The organism is Clostridium sp. MSTE9 (assembly GCF_000277625.1).
Classification (GTDB): domain Bacteria; phylum Bacillota; class Clostridia; order Oscillospirales; family Acutalibacteraceae; genus Faecalispora; species Faecalispora jeddahensis.
On record NZ_AKFU01000053.1, the window covers coordinates 12,630 to 30,905 of the forward strand.

The window sequence follows — 18,276 nt, forward strand, 5'->3', positions numbered from 1 at the left end:
ATCAGACAAAAATGCCCCAGTGGTGAAAATTTTCACCACTGGGGCATTTTTGCGGGCATAGATTCAAAATAACATCAAAAGAGTTCCGCCAACCACCAGCACCAGACCGGCCAGCGCCTTTTTCGGCAGGCGCTCCTGCAAAAATACGCGTGAAAAAGCGATTGTCACAAGGATGCTTAACTTGTCGATGGGTACAACCACACTGGCGGGGCCTTCCTGCAGAGCGCGGTAATAGCACAGCCAGGAAAATCCCGTTGCAAGGCCGGAGAACACGATAAAAAGCCAGCTGCGGCGGTCGATCGTATGCAGATGCTCCTGTTTTTTGCGCAGCAGCACGATCCCCCACGCCATGATCAGAACCACAATCGTGCGAATCGCCGTGCCGAGATTCGATTCGATCCCCTGGATTCCCACCTTGGCCAGAATCGACGTCAGGGCGGCAAACACAGCGGAAAGCACAGCGTAAAAAATCCACGATTTCCCCGTGCTGGCCTGTTCTGCTTCCTGCCCGCCTGTGCGCTGAACCATCAGAATCGTTCCGGCAGCCAACAGCGCAAGGCCGATCAGCTTCCACGTTCCGGGCACCTCATTCAAGAATAAAAACGCCAGCACGATGGTAAGGATCGTGCTGCTTTTATCGATCGGTGTCACCCGGTTGACAGAACCGAGCTGCAGCGCTTTGAAATAGCACAGCCAGGAAGCCCCGGTTGCGCCGCCGGACAAAATCAGAAATACCAGACTGCGCCCCGAAACGAGCGTGAGCGTACTTTCAGAACCGACCAGAAAAACCATCAGCCACGAAAACAGCAGCACAACCACCGTGCGCAGGGCCGTGGCCAGGTCGGAATCCACCTTTTGCAGACCCATCTTTGCCAGAATGGCCGTCATGCCCGCAAACAGAGCAGAACCAAATGCGAATAGAACCCACATGGTATTTTCTCCCTTTCATGCGAAAGCATCGCCTGGCTCACCAAAGCCCGGGGATCAGACGGTACCGTATTTTTTGGCAGTATTCCCGGTAGCCGGGCAGGTTTTGGAGCAAAAACCGCTCCTCGTCCAACAGACGCACAACGATCGCGGCAATCAGCCCCAGAACTCCCGCCAGGGCCCAAAGCGAGCCGAGCGCCGGCGCGGAAAACAGCATCATCAGGCTGGCCCCGGTATACATCGGGTGACGCACTACTCCGTAGGGGCCGGTAGAAATCACCTTCTGATCCTGCCGTATTTCAATCACCGCGGAGGTATAGGTGTTTTCCCGAAACACCAGAAAAACGATCCCGAAGCCAATCAGAACAAAGAGCTCTGACACAATGCTGACACCCAAAGGAAGCGCCGACCAGTGAAATCGATGGTCAAACCCGGCCAGCAGATAAACGGAGCAAAAGCACAGGCCCGAAATGCTTTGAATCACCTTCTGGCTTGCTTCCTGCTCCGCCATGAGCCCCACATGAAGCCGGCTCTCGAGCAGCTTGGTATCGGTTCGGAACAAATACACGGTAATCCACAGTACGGACAGAGCAAACACAGCCAGGTAAATCCATGCGGCCGGGTAGTTCCAGGTGCCCGCCGGAACAAATAGCAGTGCCCCCAGAACAGCAAGCAGAAACAAGGCGCCGCAAAACGCTTTTCCAACCAATTCTTCACTCCCCCTCTTTTTCTGTACAAAGTTATCCTTTTGAGTGAGAAAGAAAACGAAAACGCCGCAGGCAAAAGCATGCCCCTGTGCGGCGTTTTCTATGTTTCCCAGTAAAATCAGAATTCCTCGTAGACGCTGGGGTCCTGATTGGCGGTTCGGCCGTCCGGGCGGCTGAGCGCGCAGATTTTCTGCATCTCCTCCTCAGAAAGGACAAAATCGAACACCTCGAGATTCTCCTTCTGACGGGCAGGGTCGGATGACTTCGGGATCGGCAGCACACCGAGCTGAACGTGCCAGCGCAGGATGATCTGCGAAATGCTCTTGCCGTGCGCTTTCGCGATTTCCCCGATCACCGGGTCCTGCAAAACGCTGTTCGCACGCCCGAGGGGGCTCCACGACTCATCCACGATGCCGTGGGCTGCATCCCACCCCCGCTGCTCCTCCTGATTGAAATAGGGGTGCAGCTCGATCTGATTGATGCTGGGCGTGACTCCTGTTTCTTTAGTCAGGCGCTCCAGATGCTCCGGCAGGAAATTGCACACGCCGATCGAACGGATCATGCCGCGCTTTTTCGCCTCGATCATTGCCTGCCAGGCTTCTACGTACAAGCCCGTTTTCGGATTCGGCCAGTGAATCAGGTAGATGTCGTAATAATCAAGTCCCCCGCGGTAAAGCGATTCCTCAATGGTCAGCAGGGCTTCCCTGTATTTCTGGTGACGACCGGGGAGCTTCGAGGTAACGATCAGCTCGCTTCTCGGCACACAGCTGGTTCTGGCCGCCTCGCCTACAGCACCTTCATTTTCATAGTTAAATGCAGAATCCAGCAAGCGGTAACCGATTTCCACAGCACGCTGAATCGCCTTCACTCCCTCTCTTCCGTTAAGCCTGTAAGTACCAAGGCCGATGGGCGGAAGTTTCATACCGTCGTTCAGGATAAACTCTTTTGCTTTCATAACAGACACCTCCTGAATTGTTTGTCTCCCTTTTGGGAGCCACATCCATTTTTCACATTCAGTATAATAACGAGAAAAGCGTTTGTCAACGAGCAAACATAACAGAAATTGGAAATTGAACGGAAAGAGTTTGAAAAGGGGATTCCAACCTCTGCTGAAATTTTACCTTTTCTTTCAAACGCTGCCGTTCTGGTCAAGCAGAAGGCAGGCCCCCCCGGGCATTCGGGAGGGCCTGCCTGAATCAAATGCTTTGAATGGAATTTAGAAATTCATTACGCGGCGGCCGGCCACGCCCTGGGCCTTGCCGCTGCTCTGCACCGTAATTTTGACGGAAGAGTGGGAAACCAGCTTCCCGCCGGAATACACATCAAACGACACATACGTGATTCCGTTTGTCAGGCCGATCACCTTATAATTGCCGCTCTTGGTATTTTCGATCTTCACAATTCCGCTTCTGGAGGGGGTCACCTTCAAAGTCGCGCCTTCCCCTGCCAGTTTTGCTCCGATCTCGTATGCTTCTCCCTTGGGCAGGGTATAGCTGACTGTATCCAGCGTCAAAGAGCCTGGCTTCTTCGGCAGCAGAACGAAATCGGAATTGTGCGTAACCGTAACGGTCGCATACCCCTGCGCATTCACAGTGACCGGCTGCGCGTTGTTCATTGCCTCCAGCCTGCCTGTATTGGGATTCAGGTAATAGAAATACAGCACCTGGCCGGGCTGATAGCCCTGGCTGCTGACATCGACCGTAACGGTGGCCGGAGCCGGCAACTGACCGTTATTCGCAAAACGCAGCACAATCCCCGCACTGGAGGGGGCAGCACTTTGCGCAGCCGGAACGCTGGAGGTAGGCTGTACCGACAGCGCCAGATTCAGGCTTCTGATTTCCGTGGCCTGTGCCAAAGCGGAGCCGCTGAAACTCCACGCATAGGCCGTTCTGCCGGTCTGTGCGTTCTGAATGGTAATTTCCAGATCTTTCCCCGCAACCCGCGCTGCGTTCAGAAGGCCCGCATCGGCATTTACAACAACCTGTGCGTTGGCGTTGGTGTTGTTCGCAACAGCGGGAGGAACGGTAATCGTAAGAGAAGCTCTAGTCACTTCTGCATTCTGCAGCTGCTGCGTTACAGCGGCTGTGGGAACGGAAATGCTTACCTGCGCGGGGCTCTGCGGTGTGGCCGAAGCAATTGCAGCCGCCGCACTGTCGGGCACCGCTGCGGTAATCTGTGCCGCACCGCCGGTTACCACCGTGCTGCTGGGCTGAGTGGTAACGGTCGTTACCGTGCCGCCGCCCGGGGCAGGGTTCGTGGTTACTGTGCCGGAGGTATCCTGATTACCGGCAGACGGTTTAGAGGAAGAGCCGCCGGAACTGCTGTCGTCATCGTCTCTGGAACTGCTGTTGGATTTCCAGTTTGCTGTGACGGTGACATCTCCAGCCGGCATAATAAAGGTTGTGACTGCACTCGCCGCATTGGCAAATGTGATTGCAGGAGACGCAGTCCATCCGTTAAAGCTATATCCACTGCGGGTACCGGCATTGATGGAGACCGTCGCAGTGGCTGCATAAGAGCCGCCTCCCGAAGAGCCCGTTCCGCCATTCGTCAGAGTTACGGTGTGGAGAATTTCAGGAGCCACCGCCGTAATGGAGGCGCTTTTCTCTGCTAAAACAACAACATTATTCTTATCGCTCACATCGATCAGTTGGATGTTGGCCGTGTATTCTCCCGGCTCATACGCCACCAGATACACATCGGTTGTGGTTTTCTTGTCCGGTAATTCGAAGCCCGCACCGGGGCCCCAGCCGCTTTTTACAATATTCCACCAAGCATGATTTGTATCCTGAGCGATTAACTGAATCCCGTCGGTCGCCTTGCTCCCATCTTTTTCAAGGGATACGACGACACGCACGTGGCTGTAATTTTCACTGCCCTTGGTGAGCGATACCTGAACGGGCGTACGACCATTATTTGAAAATACATCGATCTTCCCCGTTTCGGTTTCCGCTATTTTACTCTCTGTGGGCACCATGTCCTCTGGAATACTTTCTATTGTAATCTTCGGAGACTGAACAGGTTCGGAATGTGCCGGATCCAGATAATAGTGAACCTGCTGTTTGCTATCGCCGGAAACGGAAACCGCTGTAAAAGTATCCTCTTCAACGGCCAGCCATTTTCCTGCATCTTCCTCGTCCGCTGTACCGTCAACCCAAAGGGTGGGAATCCCATACGCTTCTGTACCATTGACAAAAGATGCATCTTCCTCCGCATTGAGATAAGGATCCTTTGCCGATTCATTCGCTTTGGAAATCTCAATGCCGCCGAAGCCATTGCCGGAAACATCGATCTCTCCTTTGAGCGTAACGTCGGAACTATTCACCAGAATACCGGCGTTGGCCCCGGTTGCTTTCACGTTATAAAGAGTGACCTCTCTTGTATTATAAGCGTGAATTGCATAAGTGCCGACCCAAGCCTTGGGAGTTTTCAGCCCTGCGTCCACGGTCAAATCCTGAATTTTGGTGCCTTCAGCTGCTGCTCGGATAATCACAGCATCGTCATTATGATCAGCCGCATCCAGAGCCTCTAGGCCGGAGAACCTTAGTGCATGATTCTGCCCATCCAGCACCACCGGGCGTGCAATATCCAGGTACGCCCCACCGGAAAGGGAAATGTCATTTTCCAGCTGAATCACCGCAATTTCCGGGTTATTCAGTGCCGCGTTCAGTTCATTCGCATTCGTTACTTTTTGTGGGGCTTTGGTATTCGCCTCATTCAAATAATAATGAACCTGCTTTGTGTTACCCTCGGCGAATGAAACCGTTGTAAAGGTGTCGTCTGGCACTTCTACCAGTTCTGCCGCTGCACCAATATCATTTGTATCGTCCACCCAAATCGTCGGAAGTCCGTTTTTTTCCGATTCATTGATGAAATATGCGCTTTCCGCTTTTAACAGCGGGTCGCCAACAGAATGAGCTCCTTTTGAGACTTCAATGCCGCCGAAGCCGTTGCCGGAAACATTGATATTATCTTCCAGCGAAACATTGGAGCTGTTGACCAAAATGCCGCCATTCGCGCCGGCTGCCGTTACATTTTCTAAAATAATATCTTTTGCATTATACACGTGAACCGCGTAAATACCGCTCCAGGTTTTCGGATCTTGCAGACCCGCATTCACAGTCAGGTTTTTCACGATTGAATTGTCTGCTGCGATAATCAGTGCATCATCGGCACCCGTATCAGATTTTTTTAACCCGGTAAAAGACAGTGTGTGCCCGTCGCCGTCAATGACAACTTCTTGCTTTACCGTAATGCTGCCCGAAATATCTGTGATATCTTTCGTCAGCCTGATAAAATCAATACTGTCCTCTTTAAGTGCATTTTTTAGTTCATCTTCAGTACTAACTGCTGCAACTGCTTTTGGATCATACATATGAACTTCGTCCAGATAATAATGAAGCTGGTCCGGCAGTTCGGGAATGATGGTTGGAAGCACCTCAAAATCGTTCGGAAGCTTCACACAGCCGGATGCCGCATCTTTACCACCAAGGGCTGTGATTTCGTCTACCAAAACAGTGGGCATTCCGTAGGCTTCATCATTGTTAACAATGGTTGTGCCATCATTTACTGTCAATTCAGGGTTGCCCGCAACATTTTGCCCATTGGAAACTTCGATGCCGCCAAAGCCGTTGCCAGAAACATCGATCTCTCCTTCAAGTGTAACCTCGGAGCTGTTGACATAGATTCCCCTGTTTGCGCCGAAAACAGTAACTCCTTCAAGTGTTACACCTGTGGTGTCATATGCCTGAATAGCATACACACCTTTCCACTTTAATTTGAGCTCTCCCAGACCCGCATCCACAGCCAGGTCTTTCACGGTTACATCTTCTGCCGCAATCACCAATGCGTCATTTACATCATTCGGTTGGTTATCCAATCCAGTAAAAGACAACTTATGAGATTGTCCGTCAATCGTAACCGGATTTGTCACAACAAGATTTTCGCCGGCCGGTATTTTTATATCTTTCGTCAGCCGGATAGTATCATAATTGCCATCTTCCAGCGCGCTTTTCAGATCAGCTGCAGTACCGACCTCCGTTTCGGTTTCTCCCTCCTCAATTGTATAGAGATAAGCCTCAGTCCCATCGAAAAGCATAAAATTATTGTTACCCCAGAAGATATCCTCATTATCTGTATGCGCCTCTACGAGGAACTCGATTTTCTTCAACTGGGTTGTGTCGAGCGTAAATGACCAGGTTCCATTGGTTTTGTCGCCTTCATAAGAAATGTCTACCCCGGCTGCAGAGCTGACTTTCTCCTCTCCTTTATCTCCACTAAACGTAACGCCCGCGGCCTTCAGAAAAGTGATGGTATTGGCTCTTGAATCATCATTTTTCATTTTCCCCAGCCAATGTGTAATCAGTTCTTCAATTTCTTTTGAAGAAAAGTCTTTATTCTCCTCAAAACTGGGAAGGTTGAATTTTATAGCCTTTTCGTAATCTTTCCCTAGAAGTCCCTCCTTGTCGTCCTTGTCGTCAGGGATCTCTTTTGCGTCGTCATTCAGATAAATGTCGAGCTCCAGTTCGGTCAGCTTCGCACTACCCGTTGCCTCAAAGGAAAAAGAAAATTTGTGCTCGGTATTCCCAATCAAAACTCCATCTGAATCCCCCGCCGGGCCGTCCCAATCCGCTGCGGGCCATACGGATGCGTCCTCGTCGCCCCCCACCGCCGCATAAACACGAGGGAAGCCCGTCTGGGCGACACCTGCCACCATAGCTGCTGCCAAAAGCACTGACAGCGGCTTGGCCAATTTTTTCTTCATTTAACACACTCCTTGCTTTTATTTTTTCGGCATTGCCGAAGAGTAGCATTTTCATCAAAAACAAAACGTGCAGATTACATCCGTGTTCCTTAGAACACGAACAAAATGATTCATACAAAAGCAAGCTTCTTTTGTAGCAGTTGATTTCACCCTTCGGTGATCTTGCTTTCAGGCGTTCTTTCCTGAATCGTCTTTTCCCCTATTTGTTCCATTTGCAAGGTGCTTAATCCACGTACCAGTAAATCGCGAAACATCTCATTTCTTGTTGTCTGGCAGTACCTATCCCTTTTGAGCTCATTTAATTCCGCTTCTACCTCCAGAGGAACAGAAATTGTGTAGCGCTTTCTTTCCACAGCCATATCTACCACCCCCTCTCGCCGGTGGTTCACTGAACCTATAATTTCCCTCATTATATAGGTTCACTGATTCACTGTCAACTATTGGTGTGGTATCTTCCCAACTTATTCCAGAAAAGTTCAGATATCTTTACAGCTTTGGTTCACTGGTGTATAATCAGCATGAGGTGATCAAAATGGCTACTGACAGGCCGCGGTACTCTGTTTCTGTTGACAATGACCTGTTCAAGCAAATTGAAGATTTTCGCTTTGAGCACCGCTTTCAGACCCGTTCGGAAGCAACTGTAGAGCTCATTCGCCTGGGTCTGGAATCTTTGCGGAAAGAGCGTGAAAAGCAACAAAAAGCAGTTCCTGAGGTATCAGAAACCGACCAATCAAAATAACTCTTATCTTCATCACTTTGCCGCAAGGCAAAGTGATGGCTTTAGGAATTGGTTTTTCCGTATTTCATCAGCAAAAGGGGGTCTTTTATTGCAGCAGAATCACAGCCGCTACATATATTTACTTTCTGCAGGACATTTATTTACCGACATGAACCAGGGGGCACTTCCTGCGATTCTTCCTTTTTTAATTGCGGCTTACCATTTTAACTATGCGGAGGTCGCAACGCTTGTACTGGCTTCCACCGTGGTTTCGTCCATCATACAGCCAGTATTCGGGAATCTTGCCGACAAAACGCCCCGGCCATGGATGATGGCAATCGGCGTACTGCTGGCCGGCGGAGGAATGGCGGCAGCCGGTTTTCTCTCTGACTTCCGGCTTCTGTTCGTGTCGATTATGATCAGCGGCGTCGGCGTTGCGGCATTCCACCCGGAAGGCGCCCGAATGGCAAATAAAGTCTCCGGCGAAAAAAAGGGAACGGGCGTCAGCATCTTTTCGTTCGGCGGCAACGCAGGATTTGCCGTAGGGCCGATTCTGGCTACGGTGTCGATTTCGCTGTTTGGGCTCAAGGGGACAGCGATCCTTGCGGTTCCCTGTGTTTTGATGGCGATCACGATTCTGTCTCAGATCAAGAAAATGAATCAGGCCCCATCGGAACAGGGCTCTTCGGAAATCATTCCCGAAAAACCGGCCGAGCCGGACAGATGGGTTCCCTTTACCCTGCTCAGCCTGCTTCTGTTTGGCCGTTCCATCGTGTTCTGCGGGCTGAACACGTTTCTTCCGCTCTTTTTTATTCAGGTACTGCAGCAGTCCGAATCCATGGGCAGCACCCTGCTGAGTTTCTATTTTATAATCGGAGCCGCCAGCACACTGATCGGCGGCCGGCTGGGCGACCGCTTTGGATTTGTTAAAATCACACGTATCGGCTTCACCCTGCTGCTGCCGGCACTGGCTGCTCTGGCAATGGTTCGTGCTATTACGCCGGCGGTTCTGCTTCTGATTCCGGTTGCATACGCGCTGTATTCCCCCAGCAGCCTGACGGTGGTACTGGGGCAGAAATATCTGCCGAACCGCATGGGCCTGGCCTCGGGAATTACCCTGGGCCTTTCGGTCAGCATCGGCGGAATGGTGGCGCCCTTCTTGGGGCATTTGGCCGACAAATTCGGCCTGATGGCGGCAATTTATGCCATCACTGCGATTTCTATTATACCGGCGGTGATGTCGTACACTTTGTCGAAAGAGGACAAAAAAGAAAAAGTTGCACAGAATTCGCATTCCTAAAAAAGGCTGATTGCGGGATCGATCGGTAACGGTCATTATCAAAACACATTGCCCGCTGTGGCAAAAAAAGCATGCCCTCAAACGGCTTTATCAGCCGAATCGGGGCATGCTTTTTTCTTTTATATTTTCTTTTAATAAAAAATTTGTTTTACAGCAACGCGTTTGGAACGTAGGGCAGTTCAGCCCAAACGGCAAACCGCTTCTTTCATTTGCCTTACATATTCTGCCGCATGCGGAGCGGCTCCCCTTCCATATTGCCCGACGATTCTGACAATGGCCGAGCCGACGATCACACCGTCGGAGATCGCTGCCATTTTTTCCGCCTGCTCGGGGGTGGAGATTCCGAAGCCGATCGCGGCGGGGGTATCCGTCACCTCGCGAACCAGAGCGGTGATTTCGCCAATCCCAGACGAAAGCTCTGATCGGACTCCCGTAACGCCCAGAGAGGATACGCAGTACAAAAACCCCTCAGCCTCTTTTGCAATCTGTTTGACTCTGTCGTGGGAGGTAGGCGAAACGAACGAGATGAAATCCATCTCGTACTGTTTGCAGACTGGTTCAAACTCTTCCTTTTCCTCAAACGGCACATCCGGCAGAATCAGGCCGTCCATCCCGATTTCGGAGGCGGTTTTGAGAAAGCGCTCCGTGCCGTAGGAAAACACCACGTTCGCGTAAGTCATGAACACCAGCGGAACCGAAACTGTCTTTCGCACGCGGCGCACCATCTGAAAGATGTCATCCGTTGTCACTCCGTTTGACAGTGCGCGCAGGTTTGCCGCCTGAATGACGGGTCCCTCCGCCGTTGGGTCGGAAAAGGGAATCCCCAGCTCGATCACATCCGCGCCCGCTTCGGCGATGGACTGAATCAGCCGCTCTGTCGTTTCCAAATCGGGATCGCCGCAGGTGAGAAACGCCACAAATGCTTTCTCGCCTGCAAATGCCTCTTTTAATCTGCTCATTCGCTCAGCTCCTCCCCTCTGTACCGCGCAATGGCCGCGCAATCCTTATCGCCGCGGCCCGAAAGATTCACGACGATGATCTGATCCCTTGCCATCGTCGGCGCAAGCTTCATCGCATACGCGACGGCGTGCGCGCTCTCGATGGCGGGAATCACGCCCTCCGTTCTGGAGAGGTACTCGAATGCCTCCACGGCCTCGTCGTCGGTGATCGCTACATATTCCGCGCGGCCAATGTCGTGCAGGTGTGCATGCTCCGGCCCAATACCCGGGTAATCGAGCCCGGCGGAAATCGAATAGACCGGCGCGATCTGCCCGTATTCGTCCTGGCAGAAATACGATTTCATTCCGTGGAAAATCCCGAGCTTGCCGGTGACGATCGTCGCCGCCGTTTCAAAGGATTCCACGCCGCGCCCGGCGGCCTCGCAGCCAATCAGCCGTACGGAAGAATCCCCGATAAAGTGGTAAAACGCGCCGATCGCGTTGGAGCCGCCGCCCACACAGGCCAAAACCGCGTCCGGCAGACGCCCTTCCTTTTGCAGAATCTGTTCCTTGATCTCTTTGGAAATCACCGCCTGAAAATCGCGCACGATCGTGGGGAACGGGTGCGGGCCCATCACAGAGCCGAGTACATAGTGTGTGTCGGCGATCCGGCCCACCCATTCGCGCATCGTTTCCGAAACGGCATCCTTGAGTGTTGCCGTGCCGCTCGTGACGGGGTTCACCTTCGCGCCAAGCAGGCGCATTTTGTACACATTCAGCGCCTGGCGCTTCGTGTCCTCTTCACCCATGAAGATTTCGCACTCCATACCCATCAGCGCGGCTGCGGTGGCGGTGGCCACGCCGTGCTGGCCCGCACCGGTTTCGGCGATCACGCGTGTTTTGCCCATTTTTTTCGCCAGAAGCACCTGCCCCAGCACGTTGTTGATCTTGTGCGCGCCCGTGTGATTCAAATCCTCACGCTTCAGGTAAATCTTCGCGCCGCCGAGGCGCTTGGTCATATTCTCTGCAAAGTACAGCAGAGAAGGCCGCCCTGCGTAATTGTTGAATAGCTCTGTCAGCTCCGCGTTAAACTGCGGATCGTCTTTATAATGGTTATAAGCCTGCTCCAGCTCGATAACGGCGGTCATCAGCGTTTCGGGAATATATTGGCCACCGTAAACTCCGAACCTTCCTTTAGACATTCTGCTCACTCCTTTTCGCCGGATTACTCCGGCTGGTTTTGTGGTTTTTCCGTATCCTCATTCCCTGTCCCGCGCACCACAGCGACGGCGGCGAGGATTTTATCGCGGTCTTTCTGCTTCTCCGTTTCCACGCCGGAGCTGATATCCACCGCATAGGGTGCAAAGCGCGCAATCGCCTGCGGGATGTTCTGCGGTGTTAATCCTCCTGCCAAAAGGAAGGGGCGGGTCATGCCCGAAATCAGCGACCAGTCGAACGTTTCGCCGGTGCCATAACCGTTGTCGAGTAAAATCAGGTCGGCTGTGCTTTGCTGTGCCACCGTCAAATCCTCCGGCGTACGCACGCGAAAGGCCTGCCAGATCGGCACGCCGGGAATCAGCGCTTTCAGCCGCCCGATATATTTCGCGCTTTCACCGCCGTGCAGTTGGACGATCTGGATCACTCCCTCGCGGCACAGCGATATGATTTGCTCCTGCGGGGCATTCACAAATACTCCGACAGCCGGTATGGATGGATGAATACTCTTTCTGAGCTGTGCAGCCTGCTGCATTGTCACGTTGCGGTGGCTTTTTTCAAAGAAGACAAAGCCCGCGTAATCCGGCATGGCCTCGTTGATGTATTCGGCGTCGCACAGGCGGAACAGCCCGCAGATTTTAATCTTCGTCATTGTGCAGCCCTCCTGAATTCCCGGAGCGCCGCGCGGCGCTCCGGCGCTTTCATCAGCGCTTCGCCCACCAGAACCGCGTCGGCCCCCGACGCTTTCAGCCGGGCAATGTCCGCCGCTCCCGTAACGCCGGATTCAGCGACGAACAGGACACTTGCCGGGATCTTCTCCCGCAGGCGGGCGGCGTTCGAAAAATCAACCGTAAAGTTTTTCAGATTGCGGTTATTTACACCGATGATTTTCGCCCCGGCCTGTACTGCCGACTCGATTTCCGTTTCGTCGTGTGCCTCAACCAGAGCGGAAAGGCCCAGCGCATCGCAAATGCCGAGATACCGCTCAATGGTTTTCGTATCGAGCAGCGCGCAGATGAGCAGCACCGCGTCGGCCCCCAGAACCTTGGCCTCGTAAAGCTGGTATTCGTCCACCGTAAAATCCTTGCGCAGCATCGGAGTAGAAACCGTATTTCGAATGTTGCGGAAAATATCATCCGACCCCAAAAACCACTTTGGCTCCGTCAGGCAGGAGATGCAATCCGCCCCGGCAGCCTCGTACTCCTTTGCGATGACAAGGTACGGAAACTCTTCTGAAATAATCCCCTTGGAGGGGGAAGCTTTTTTCACCTCGCAGATCAGGGACATCCCATCTGCTTGCAGGGCCTTTGTAAATCTCAAATCGCCCTTGGGCAGTTTCAGTGCCGCTTCACGCAATTCCCCGGGTGAAACGAGCTTCTTGGCGTGTGCCACGCGCTGTGCGGCATAGGCCGCGATTTCATCCAGAATCATGACGCTGCCTCTTCCTTCCGGTTCGATTCCAGAATGAACTCCTGCAGCTTTGCCATCGCCCTGCCGCTGTCGATCAACTCTGCCGCCAAACGGACTCCAGCTTCGAGGGAAGCGGCCTTGCCCGCAACATACAGCCCCGCGCCCGCGTTGAGCAGCACCGCATCGCGTTTTGCACCCTTTGCCCCGTTTAAAATATCGAGCGTGATCTGCGCGTTTTCCTGCGGTGTGCCGCCGACCAGCTCGGATTTCTCGCACGGGGTCAGGCCGAAATCCTGCGGGTGAATCACATAGGTGGTGAACTCGTCGCCGTTGAATTCACAGACAGTGGTCGGCGAGGACAGGGAAATTTCATCGAGCTTATCCTGCCCGTAGACCACCATGCCGCGCCGCACGCCCAGATTGTGCAGCACATGGGCCAGCGGCTCCACCATCTCTTCGGAGTACACGCCCAGCACCTGCAAATTCGCATGAGCGGGGTTTGTCAGCGGACCGAGAATATTAAAAATGGTGCGGATGCCCAGCTCTTTACGAACGGGGCCGACGTATTTCATGGAAGAATGGTAGGTCTGCGCGAATAAAAAGCAGATGCCGACGTTTTGCAGCAGCGAAACGCACTGTTCCGGAGAAAGGCTGATGTTCACGCCCAGCGCCTCCAGGCAATCCGCCGCGCCGCTGCGGGAGGAGGCCGCACGGTTGCCGTGCTTTGCTACCCGAACCCCACCCGCTGCGATGACGATGGAGGAGGTGGTAGAAATATTGAACGAGTTCGAGCCGTCCCCGCCGGTGCCGACGATCTCGAGCAGGTCATCCGTATATTCCACGGGCAGCGCGCGTGCACGCATCCCGGCGGCGCAGGCGGTGATCTCCTCAATGGTTTCGCCCTTGGCGGAGAGCGCCGCAAGGAACGCCGCGGTCTGCACCGGCGATGTGCCGCCGCTCATGATTTCATCCATGACGGCCCGGGCCTCGTCGTAGGTCAGGTCTTTTCGGTCGATCAGCTTCGAGGTTGCTTCTTTAATCATGACAAGCGCTCCTTTCACAGTGCAAGAAAATTCTGAATAATCTGCATGCCGTTTTCGGTCAGGATCGATTCCGGATGGAACTGCACCCCGTAAATCGGGAACTCGCGGTGCATCACGGCCATAATTTCTCCGTCGTCGGTTTCGGCGGTAACAGCGAGGCATTCCGGCATCGTATCGTGTATGGCGGCAAGCGAGTGGTAGCGCGCCGCCTTGATCTGTTTGGGAAGCCCGGAAAACAGAGGGCAATCCGTATCGAGCGTCACCACGGACTGTTTGCCGTGCATCAGCTGTTTCGCGTGGGAGACCGTTGCCCCGTATGCCTCGCAGATCGCCTGATGCCCCAGGCACACGCCGAGCAGCGGGATCGTCTGCCCCAGCTCTTTCGCGGCCTCGACGCAGATGCCAGCATCCCCCGGGTAGCCCGGCCCCGGCGAGAGAATGATGTGCGAGGGGGCCAGCTCCCTTGCCTGCTCCACCGAAAGCTCGTCGTTGCGCACAACGCGGATGTCGGGATAATTCGTACTGACAAACTGATACAGGTTATACGAAAAGCTGTCGTAGTTATCAATCAGCAGAATCATGTTTCAGCCCTCCCTGTGCGGCCTCCAGCGCGCCGATGACGGCTCTGGCCTTTTGAATGCATTCCCGGTACTCGTTCTCCGGCACGCTGTCGGCCACGATTCCGGCCCCGGAGCGGACAAACACCTTACCCTTCTTTTTGTAGGCGATACGGATCGCGATGCAGGTGTCGAGATTCCCGGTAAAATCGATGTAGCCGATGGCCCCGCCGTAGATGCCGCGCTTGTTGTTTTCCAGCTCATTGATGATCTCGCAGGCGCGGATTTTGGGAGCGCCGGAAAGCGTACCCGCAGGTAGAATCGAGTCGATCGCGTCCGCCGCGTCACGGTCTTTTCGGAGCGTTCCGCACACGGTAGAGCCGATGTGCATCACGTGGGAAAAGCGTTCGATCTGCATGTATTGCTCCACCTGCACACTGCCGAACTCGCTGATTCTGCCGATATCGTTGCGCCCCAAATCGACCAGCATGTTGTGCTCGGCGCATTCCTTTTCGTCCGCAAGAAGCTCCTGTTCCAGCCGTTTGTCTTCCTCGTCCGTTTTGCCGCGCGGGCGGGTGCCGGCCAGCGGGAAGGTGTGCAGCACGCCGTTCTGCAGGCGCACCAGCGTTTCGGGAGAAGCGCCGGCGATCTCGATGTCGTCACTCGAAAAATAAAACATATACGGCGAAGGGTTCACTGTGCGCAGAACGCGGTAGGTGTCGAGCAGGCTTCCCTCAAAGTCCGCGTCGAGCCGGTTCGAGAGCACCACCTGAAATATATCCCCCTCGCGGATGTACTCCTTCGCCCGCTCGACCATGGCGCAGTAGGCAGGCTCATCGAACAACGCGCGCACCGGCGAGGTCATCCGCCCGGGGGCCTCCTGCTTCGGCGCACCGTTCAGAAGAAGCTCGCGAAGCTTTTTCAGCTCCATCTCTGCCCGGCGGTATTCTGTTTCCATATGGTCGCACCGCGCGTTCACGATCAGGATGATCTTCTGCCGGAAATGGTCAAATGCGATTACCTTGTCGAACAGCATCAGGTCTACATCCTGAAAGCCCTCTTCGTCATTTGCGTCCAGCACAAGGGACGGCTCGGCGTATTTGATGTAATCGTAGGAAAAATACCCGACGAGCCCGCCGGTAAAGGGCGGCAGGTTTTCCATACGCGGGCTGCGGTTATCCGCGAGCACCTGCCGTATGATCTCTTTCGGGTGCTTTGTTTCCATCGTGATGGAGGAACCGGCCCGCAGGGTGAGCATGCCGTCTGTACAGCTCAGCTCCAGCGCGGGGTCAAACCCAAGAAACGTGTACCGGCCCCACACGCGGCTGCTCTCCGCCGATTCGAGCAGGTAGCAGTGGCTGCTGACATTTTTCAGCTTTCGCAGTGCTTCCATGGGGGTGATCCGGTCAGCGTACAGCTCGCAGCTGATTGGGATGATTTTGAAATTGCCCGACTGCGCCAGCCGTTTTGCTTCTGAAAACGCGGGATTTGCCATGTTTCATCATGCCTTTCTGTCAGATTACTTTCTGCCAGAGACGACAAAAAAGCCCGCCCCTGACAATTACTTTGTCAAGGACGAGCTAAAAGGCTCGCGGTGCCACCCTGATTCACGATACAACGACCGTGCTCTTAGCAGGATACTAACATATCCCCGGCAACTAACGTATGCCTTCTCGTCGCAGAATACTCGGGTTGCCCCTTTGACTGCGCCCTCAGCGGTCCATTTGATGACTTGTTTTCTGCCTGATTCTCAGCATCGCAGGCTCTCTGTAAGAACATGATCACCGTTATCTCCGCATCAACGGTTTGGTTATCAAATTTTTACTTAAAGTAACACAAAAATACAACCCTGTCAATAGTCTGTTTCACAAAAGAGAAGTGAGAACTCTTTTGAATACAATATTCAAAACCCCGCTTTTTGTTCCATGGGCAGTTTTTCTGTAACGCATTGACCAATCCAGAAAAAAATCTTCGATTGATTCTCTGCATCTTTCACAAAGTAAAAGAAAATCAAAAAAACGCGAAAATAACACCCAAAGAAAGTTCGCAGAGTTTGGAAATACTGTTACTGAAGCTCTTTTTCTTTGATGCAGGCGATATACTCTTTCCCCCACACACCCACAGCGTCCAGAACCGGCTCAAAATCCCGGCCGAGCTGGCTGAGCGAATACTCCACCTTCGGCGGGATCTGGTTGTACACCGTGCGCTCAATCAGGCCGTTTTCCAGCATCATGTGCAGCTGCTTTGTCAGCGTGGCCTGCGTCAGGCGCGGCAGTGCCCGCTGCAGCTCGTTAAAGCGCATCGTTTTCATGCTCAAATGATATAAAATCAACAGCGTCCATTTCCCCGTCAGCAGCTTTTGCACTGTCACATAGGGGCAGATGCCGAACAAATCCTGATCCATTTTATCAAAGCTCCCTTTTAGTATCTAAAAAGATACTTACGATACAAAATGATCGTACTTGAATTCTGTTTTGTACTATGTTTCAATGGTAGCAGGAAATAAACCATAAGTCAATCAAAAGAAAACGGAGGCATGACTCATGCAGGAAGTATGCGAATTTTTGAAACAATGCAGCACCTATTATCTGGCTACCACCGACGGCGATCAGCCGCGCGTGCGCCCCTTTGGCACGGCGGAGATTTTTGAGGGCAAGCTGTACATCCAAACCGGCAAGGTAAAAAACGTGTACCGCCAGATGAAAGAGAATCCCAAAATTGAAATCAGCGGCATGGCGGGCGGAAACTGGATTCGCCTTACAGCGACCGCGGTAGAAGATGACCGCGTACAGGCAAGACAGCACATGCTGGACGCATACCCCTCTCTGAAAAAAATGTACAGTGCCGATGACGGCAACACGGTCGTTTTCTACCTGGAAAATGCCACCGCCACCATTTGCTCCTTTACCGAAGAGCCGAAAGTGATTCAGTTCTAAGCATCGTTTCGATGTTCCAATAAAAAACAGCGGGCCAAATTGGCCTGCTGTTTTTTATTGGAACAATTCGGTAATCCTAGAAAGTAGCCTGATTTTCCTGTGCAAAATCATCATCTCCCTGCAGACCCGATTTTGCTTGTATCAGCCTGCTGAATTCTTCTGCGTTTCAGTATTATTTCGACAAATTAGAATTCATTTTGGGGCGTATGTTTTATCACTTTTTCTCTTGACTCATGATTTGATTTTGAATATAATGTTGTACACACAACAGTTTTATATCAAACAATTTACTTTGGAAAGGATATGCCCCATGAATAAAATGAGGGTCGGCCGGGAGCTTCGCTCTCTGAACAATATGATCCGGCGTTATTTTGAATTTTCATCTCACCGGAAGGAGATTGAAACCGTTACCGGCAATAACGGCTGGATCATCAGTTTTGTCGCCGACCGGGCCGGCCAGGACATCTACCAGAAAGACATTGAGGACTATTTCACCATTACCCGTTCCACCGCTTCCCGGGTGCTGAGCCTGATGGAGCAAAAGGGGCTGATCGAGCGGCAGGCCGTTGCGCAGGACGCACGCCTGAAAAAAATTGTGCTGACCCCAAAGGCGCTGGAAATCCGGGGACTGATGCTGGAGGATGCCAAAAAAATGGAGTATACCCTCATCCAGGGCTTTACGGAGGAGGAAATCAAAACGCTGCTTTCTTATTTGGAACGCATGAAAACCAACATAACCAATCTGCAGGAGGAGCAATAAC

17 protein-coding genes are annotated in these 18,276 nt (G+C 52.9%); 4 read left to right on the forward strand and 13 right to left on the reverse strand.

Translation table 11 applies throughout. The features are described 5' to 3' along the window. Positions 1 to 63 precede the first annotated feature (63 nt). The 5 genes from HMPREF1141_RS15575 to HMPREF1141_RS15595 form a co-directional block, all read right to left on the reverse strand. On the reverse strand, positions 64 to 930 hold the full coding sequence (locus HMPREF1141_RS15575) for an EamA family transporter (RefSeq protein WP_009066387.1): 867 nt from the start codon (positions 928 to 930) through the stop codon (positions 64 to 66). Between the two features lie 37 nt (positions 931 to 967). After that, entirely contained in the window at positions 968 to 1,636 is a 669-nt protein-coding gene (locus HMPREF1141_RS15580) for an isoprenylcysteine carboxylmethyltransferase family protein (protein ID WP_009066375.1), read from the reverse strand. Positions 1,637 to 1,752: 116 nt separating this feature from the next. Next, positions 1,753 to 2,589: an aldo/keto reductase gene (locus tag HMPREF1141_RS15585; protein ID WP_009066353.1), complete on the reverse strand. Its 837-nt coding sequence runs from the start codon at positions 2,587 to 2,589 to the stop codon at positions 1,753 to 1,755. A gap of 261 nt (positions 2,590 to 2,850) precedes the next feature. Next, entirely contained in the window at positions 2,851 to 7,398 is a 4,548-nt protein-coding gene (locus tag HMPREF1141_RS15590) for a pectate lyase-like adhesive domain-containing protein (RefSeq protein ID WP_009066340.1), read from the reverse strand. Between the two features lie 146 nt (positions 7,399 to 7,544). After that, entirely contained in the window at positions 7,545 to 7,757 is a 213-nt protein-coding gene (locus HMPREF1141_RS15595; protein ID WP_009066466.1) for a hypothetical protein, read from the reverse strand. Positions 7,758 to 7,930: 173 nt separating this feature from the next. On the opposite strand from HMPREF1141_RS15595, the gene HMPREF1141_RS15600 reads away from it, so the two are divergent. Both HMPREF1141_RS15600 and HMPREF1141_RS15605 read left to right on the forward strand, forming a co-directional pair. After that, a complete protein-coding gene (locus HMPREF1141_RS15600) occupies positions 7,931 to 8,137 on the forward strand; it encodes a ribbon-helix-helix domain-containing protein (RefSeq protein WP_009066472.1) in 207 nt (68 codons plus the stop codon). 88 nt (positions 8,138 to 8,225) lie between these two features. Further along, positions 8,226 to 9,416, forward strand: coding sequence for an MFS transporter (locus HMPREF1141_RS15605; protein ID WP_009066283.1), 1,191 nt, complete (start codon positions 8,226 to 8,228; stop codon positions 9,414 to 9,416). 179 nt (positions 9,417 to 9,595) lie between these two features. Here the strand turns inward: HMPREF1141_RS15605 and trpA are convergent, their stop codons facing one another. The 8 genes from trpA to HMPREF1141_RS15645 all read right to left on the reverse strand — a co-directional run bounded on the left by trpA (position 9,596) and on the right by HMPREF1141_RS15645 (position 16,983). Further along, positions 9,596 to 10,375, reverse strand: coding sequence for a tryptophan synthase subunit alpha (gene trpA, locus HMPREF1141_RS15610; RefSeq protein ID WP_009066442.1), 780 nt, complete (start codon positions 10,373 to 10,375; stop codon positions 9,596 to 9,598). Then, entirely contained in the window at positions 10,372 to 11,556 is a 1,185-nt protein-coding gene (gene trpB, locus HMPREF1141_RS15615; RefSeq protein ID WP_009066330.1) for a tryptophan synthase subunit beta, read from the reverse strand. The genes trpA and trpB overlap by 4 nt, the downstream gene beginning before the upstream one ends. A 23-nt stretch (positions 11,557 to 11,579) precedes the next feature. Further along, on the reverse strand, positions 11,580 to 12,221 hold the full coding sequence (locus HMPREF1141_RS15620) for a phosphoribosylanthranilate isomerase (RefSeq protein ID WP_009066478.1): 642 nt from the start codon (positions 12,219 to 12,221) through the stop codon (positions 11,580 to 11,582). Next, positions 12,218 to 13,000, reverse strand: coding sequence for an indole-3-glycerol phosphate synthase TrpC (trpC, locus tag HMPREF1141_RS15625; protein WP_009066281.1), 783 nt, complete (start codon positions 12,998 to 13,000; stop codon positions 12,218 to 12,220). The genes HMPREF1141_RS15620 and trpC overlap by 4 nt, the downstream gene beginning before the upstream one ends. Beyond that, a complete protein-coding gene (gene trpD / locus HMPREF1141_RS15630) occupies positions 12,997 to 14,022 on the reverse strand; it encodes an anthranilate phosphoribosyltransferase (protein ID WP_009066288.1) in 1,026 nt (341 codons plus the stop codon). Before trpD ends, trpC begins: the two co-directional genes overlap by 4 nt. Before the next feature lie 14 nt (positions 14,023 to 14,036). Beyond that, a complete protein-coding gene (locus tag HMPREF1141_RS15635) occupies positions 14,037 to 14,603 on the reverse strand; it encodes an aminodeoxychorismate/anthranilate synthase component II (protein WP_009066326.1) in 567 nt (188 codons plus the stop codon). Next, a complete protein-coding gene (gene trpE / locus HMPREF1141_RS15640) occupies positions 14,587 to 16,074 on the reverse strand; it encodes an anthranilate synthase component I (RefSeq protein ID WP_009066303.1) in 1,488 nt (495 codons plus the stop codon). Before trpE ends, HMPREF1141_RS15635 begins: the two co-directional genes overlap by 17 nt. 570 nt (positions 16,075 to 16,644) lie before the next feature. Further along, positions 16,645 to 16,983, reverse strand: coding sequence for a helix-turn-helix domain-containing protein (locus HMPREF1141_RS15645; RefSeq protein ID WP_009066267.1), 339 nt, complete (start codon positions 16,981 to 16,983; stop codon positions 16,645 to 16,647). A gap of 139 nt (positions 16,984 to 17,122) precedes the next feature. On the opposite strand from HMPREF1141_RS15645, the gene HMPREF1141_RS15650 reads away from it, so the two are divergent. Next, positions 17,123 to 17,515 carry a pyridoxamine 5'-phosphate oxidase family protein gene (locus HMPREF1141_RS15650; protein WP_009066341.1) on the forward strand — a complete coding sequence of 131 codons (393 nt, stop codon included), beginning with the start codon at positions 17,123 to 17,125 and terminating at the stop codon, positions 17,513 to 17,515. Positions 17,516 to 17,825: 310 nt separating this feature from the next. Then, the gene (locus tag HMPREF1141_RS15655) at positions 17,826 to 18,275 is read left to right on the forward strand and encodes a MarR family transcriptional regulator (protein WP_009066274.1); all 450 of its coding nucleotides are present in this window, start codon (positions 17,826 to 17,828) and stop codon (positions 18,273 to 18,275) included. Position 18,276: the final 1 nt, after the last annotated feature.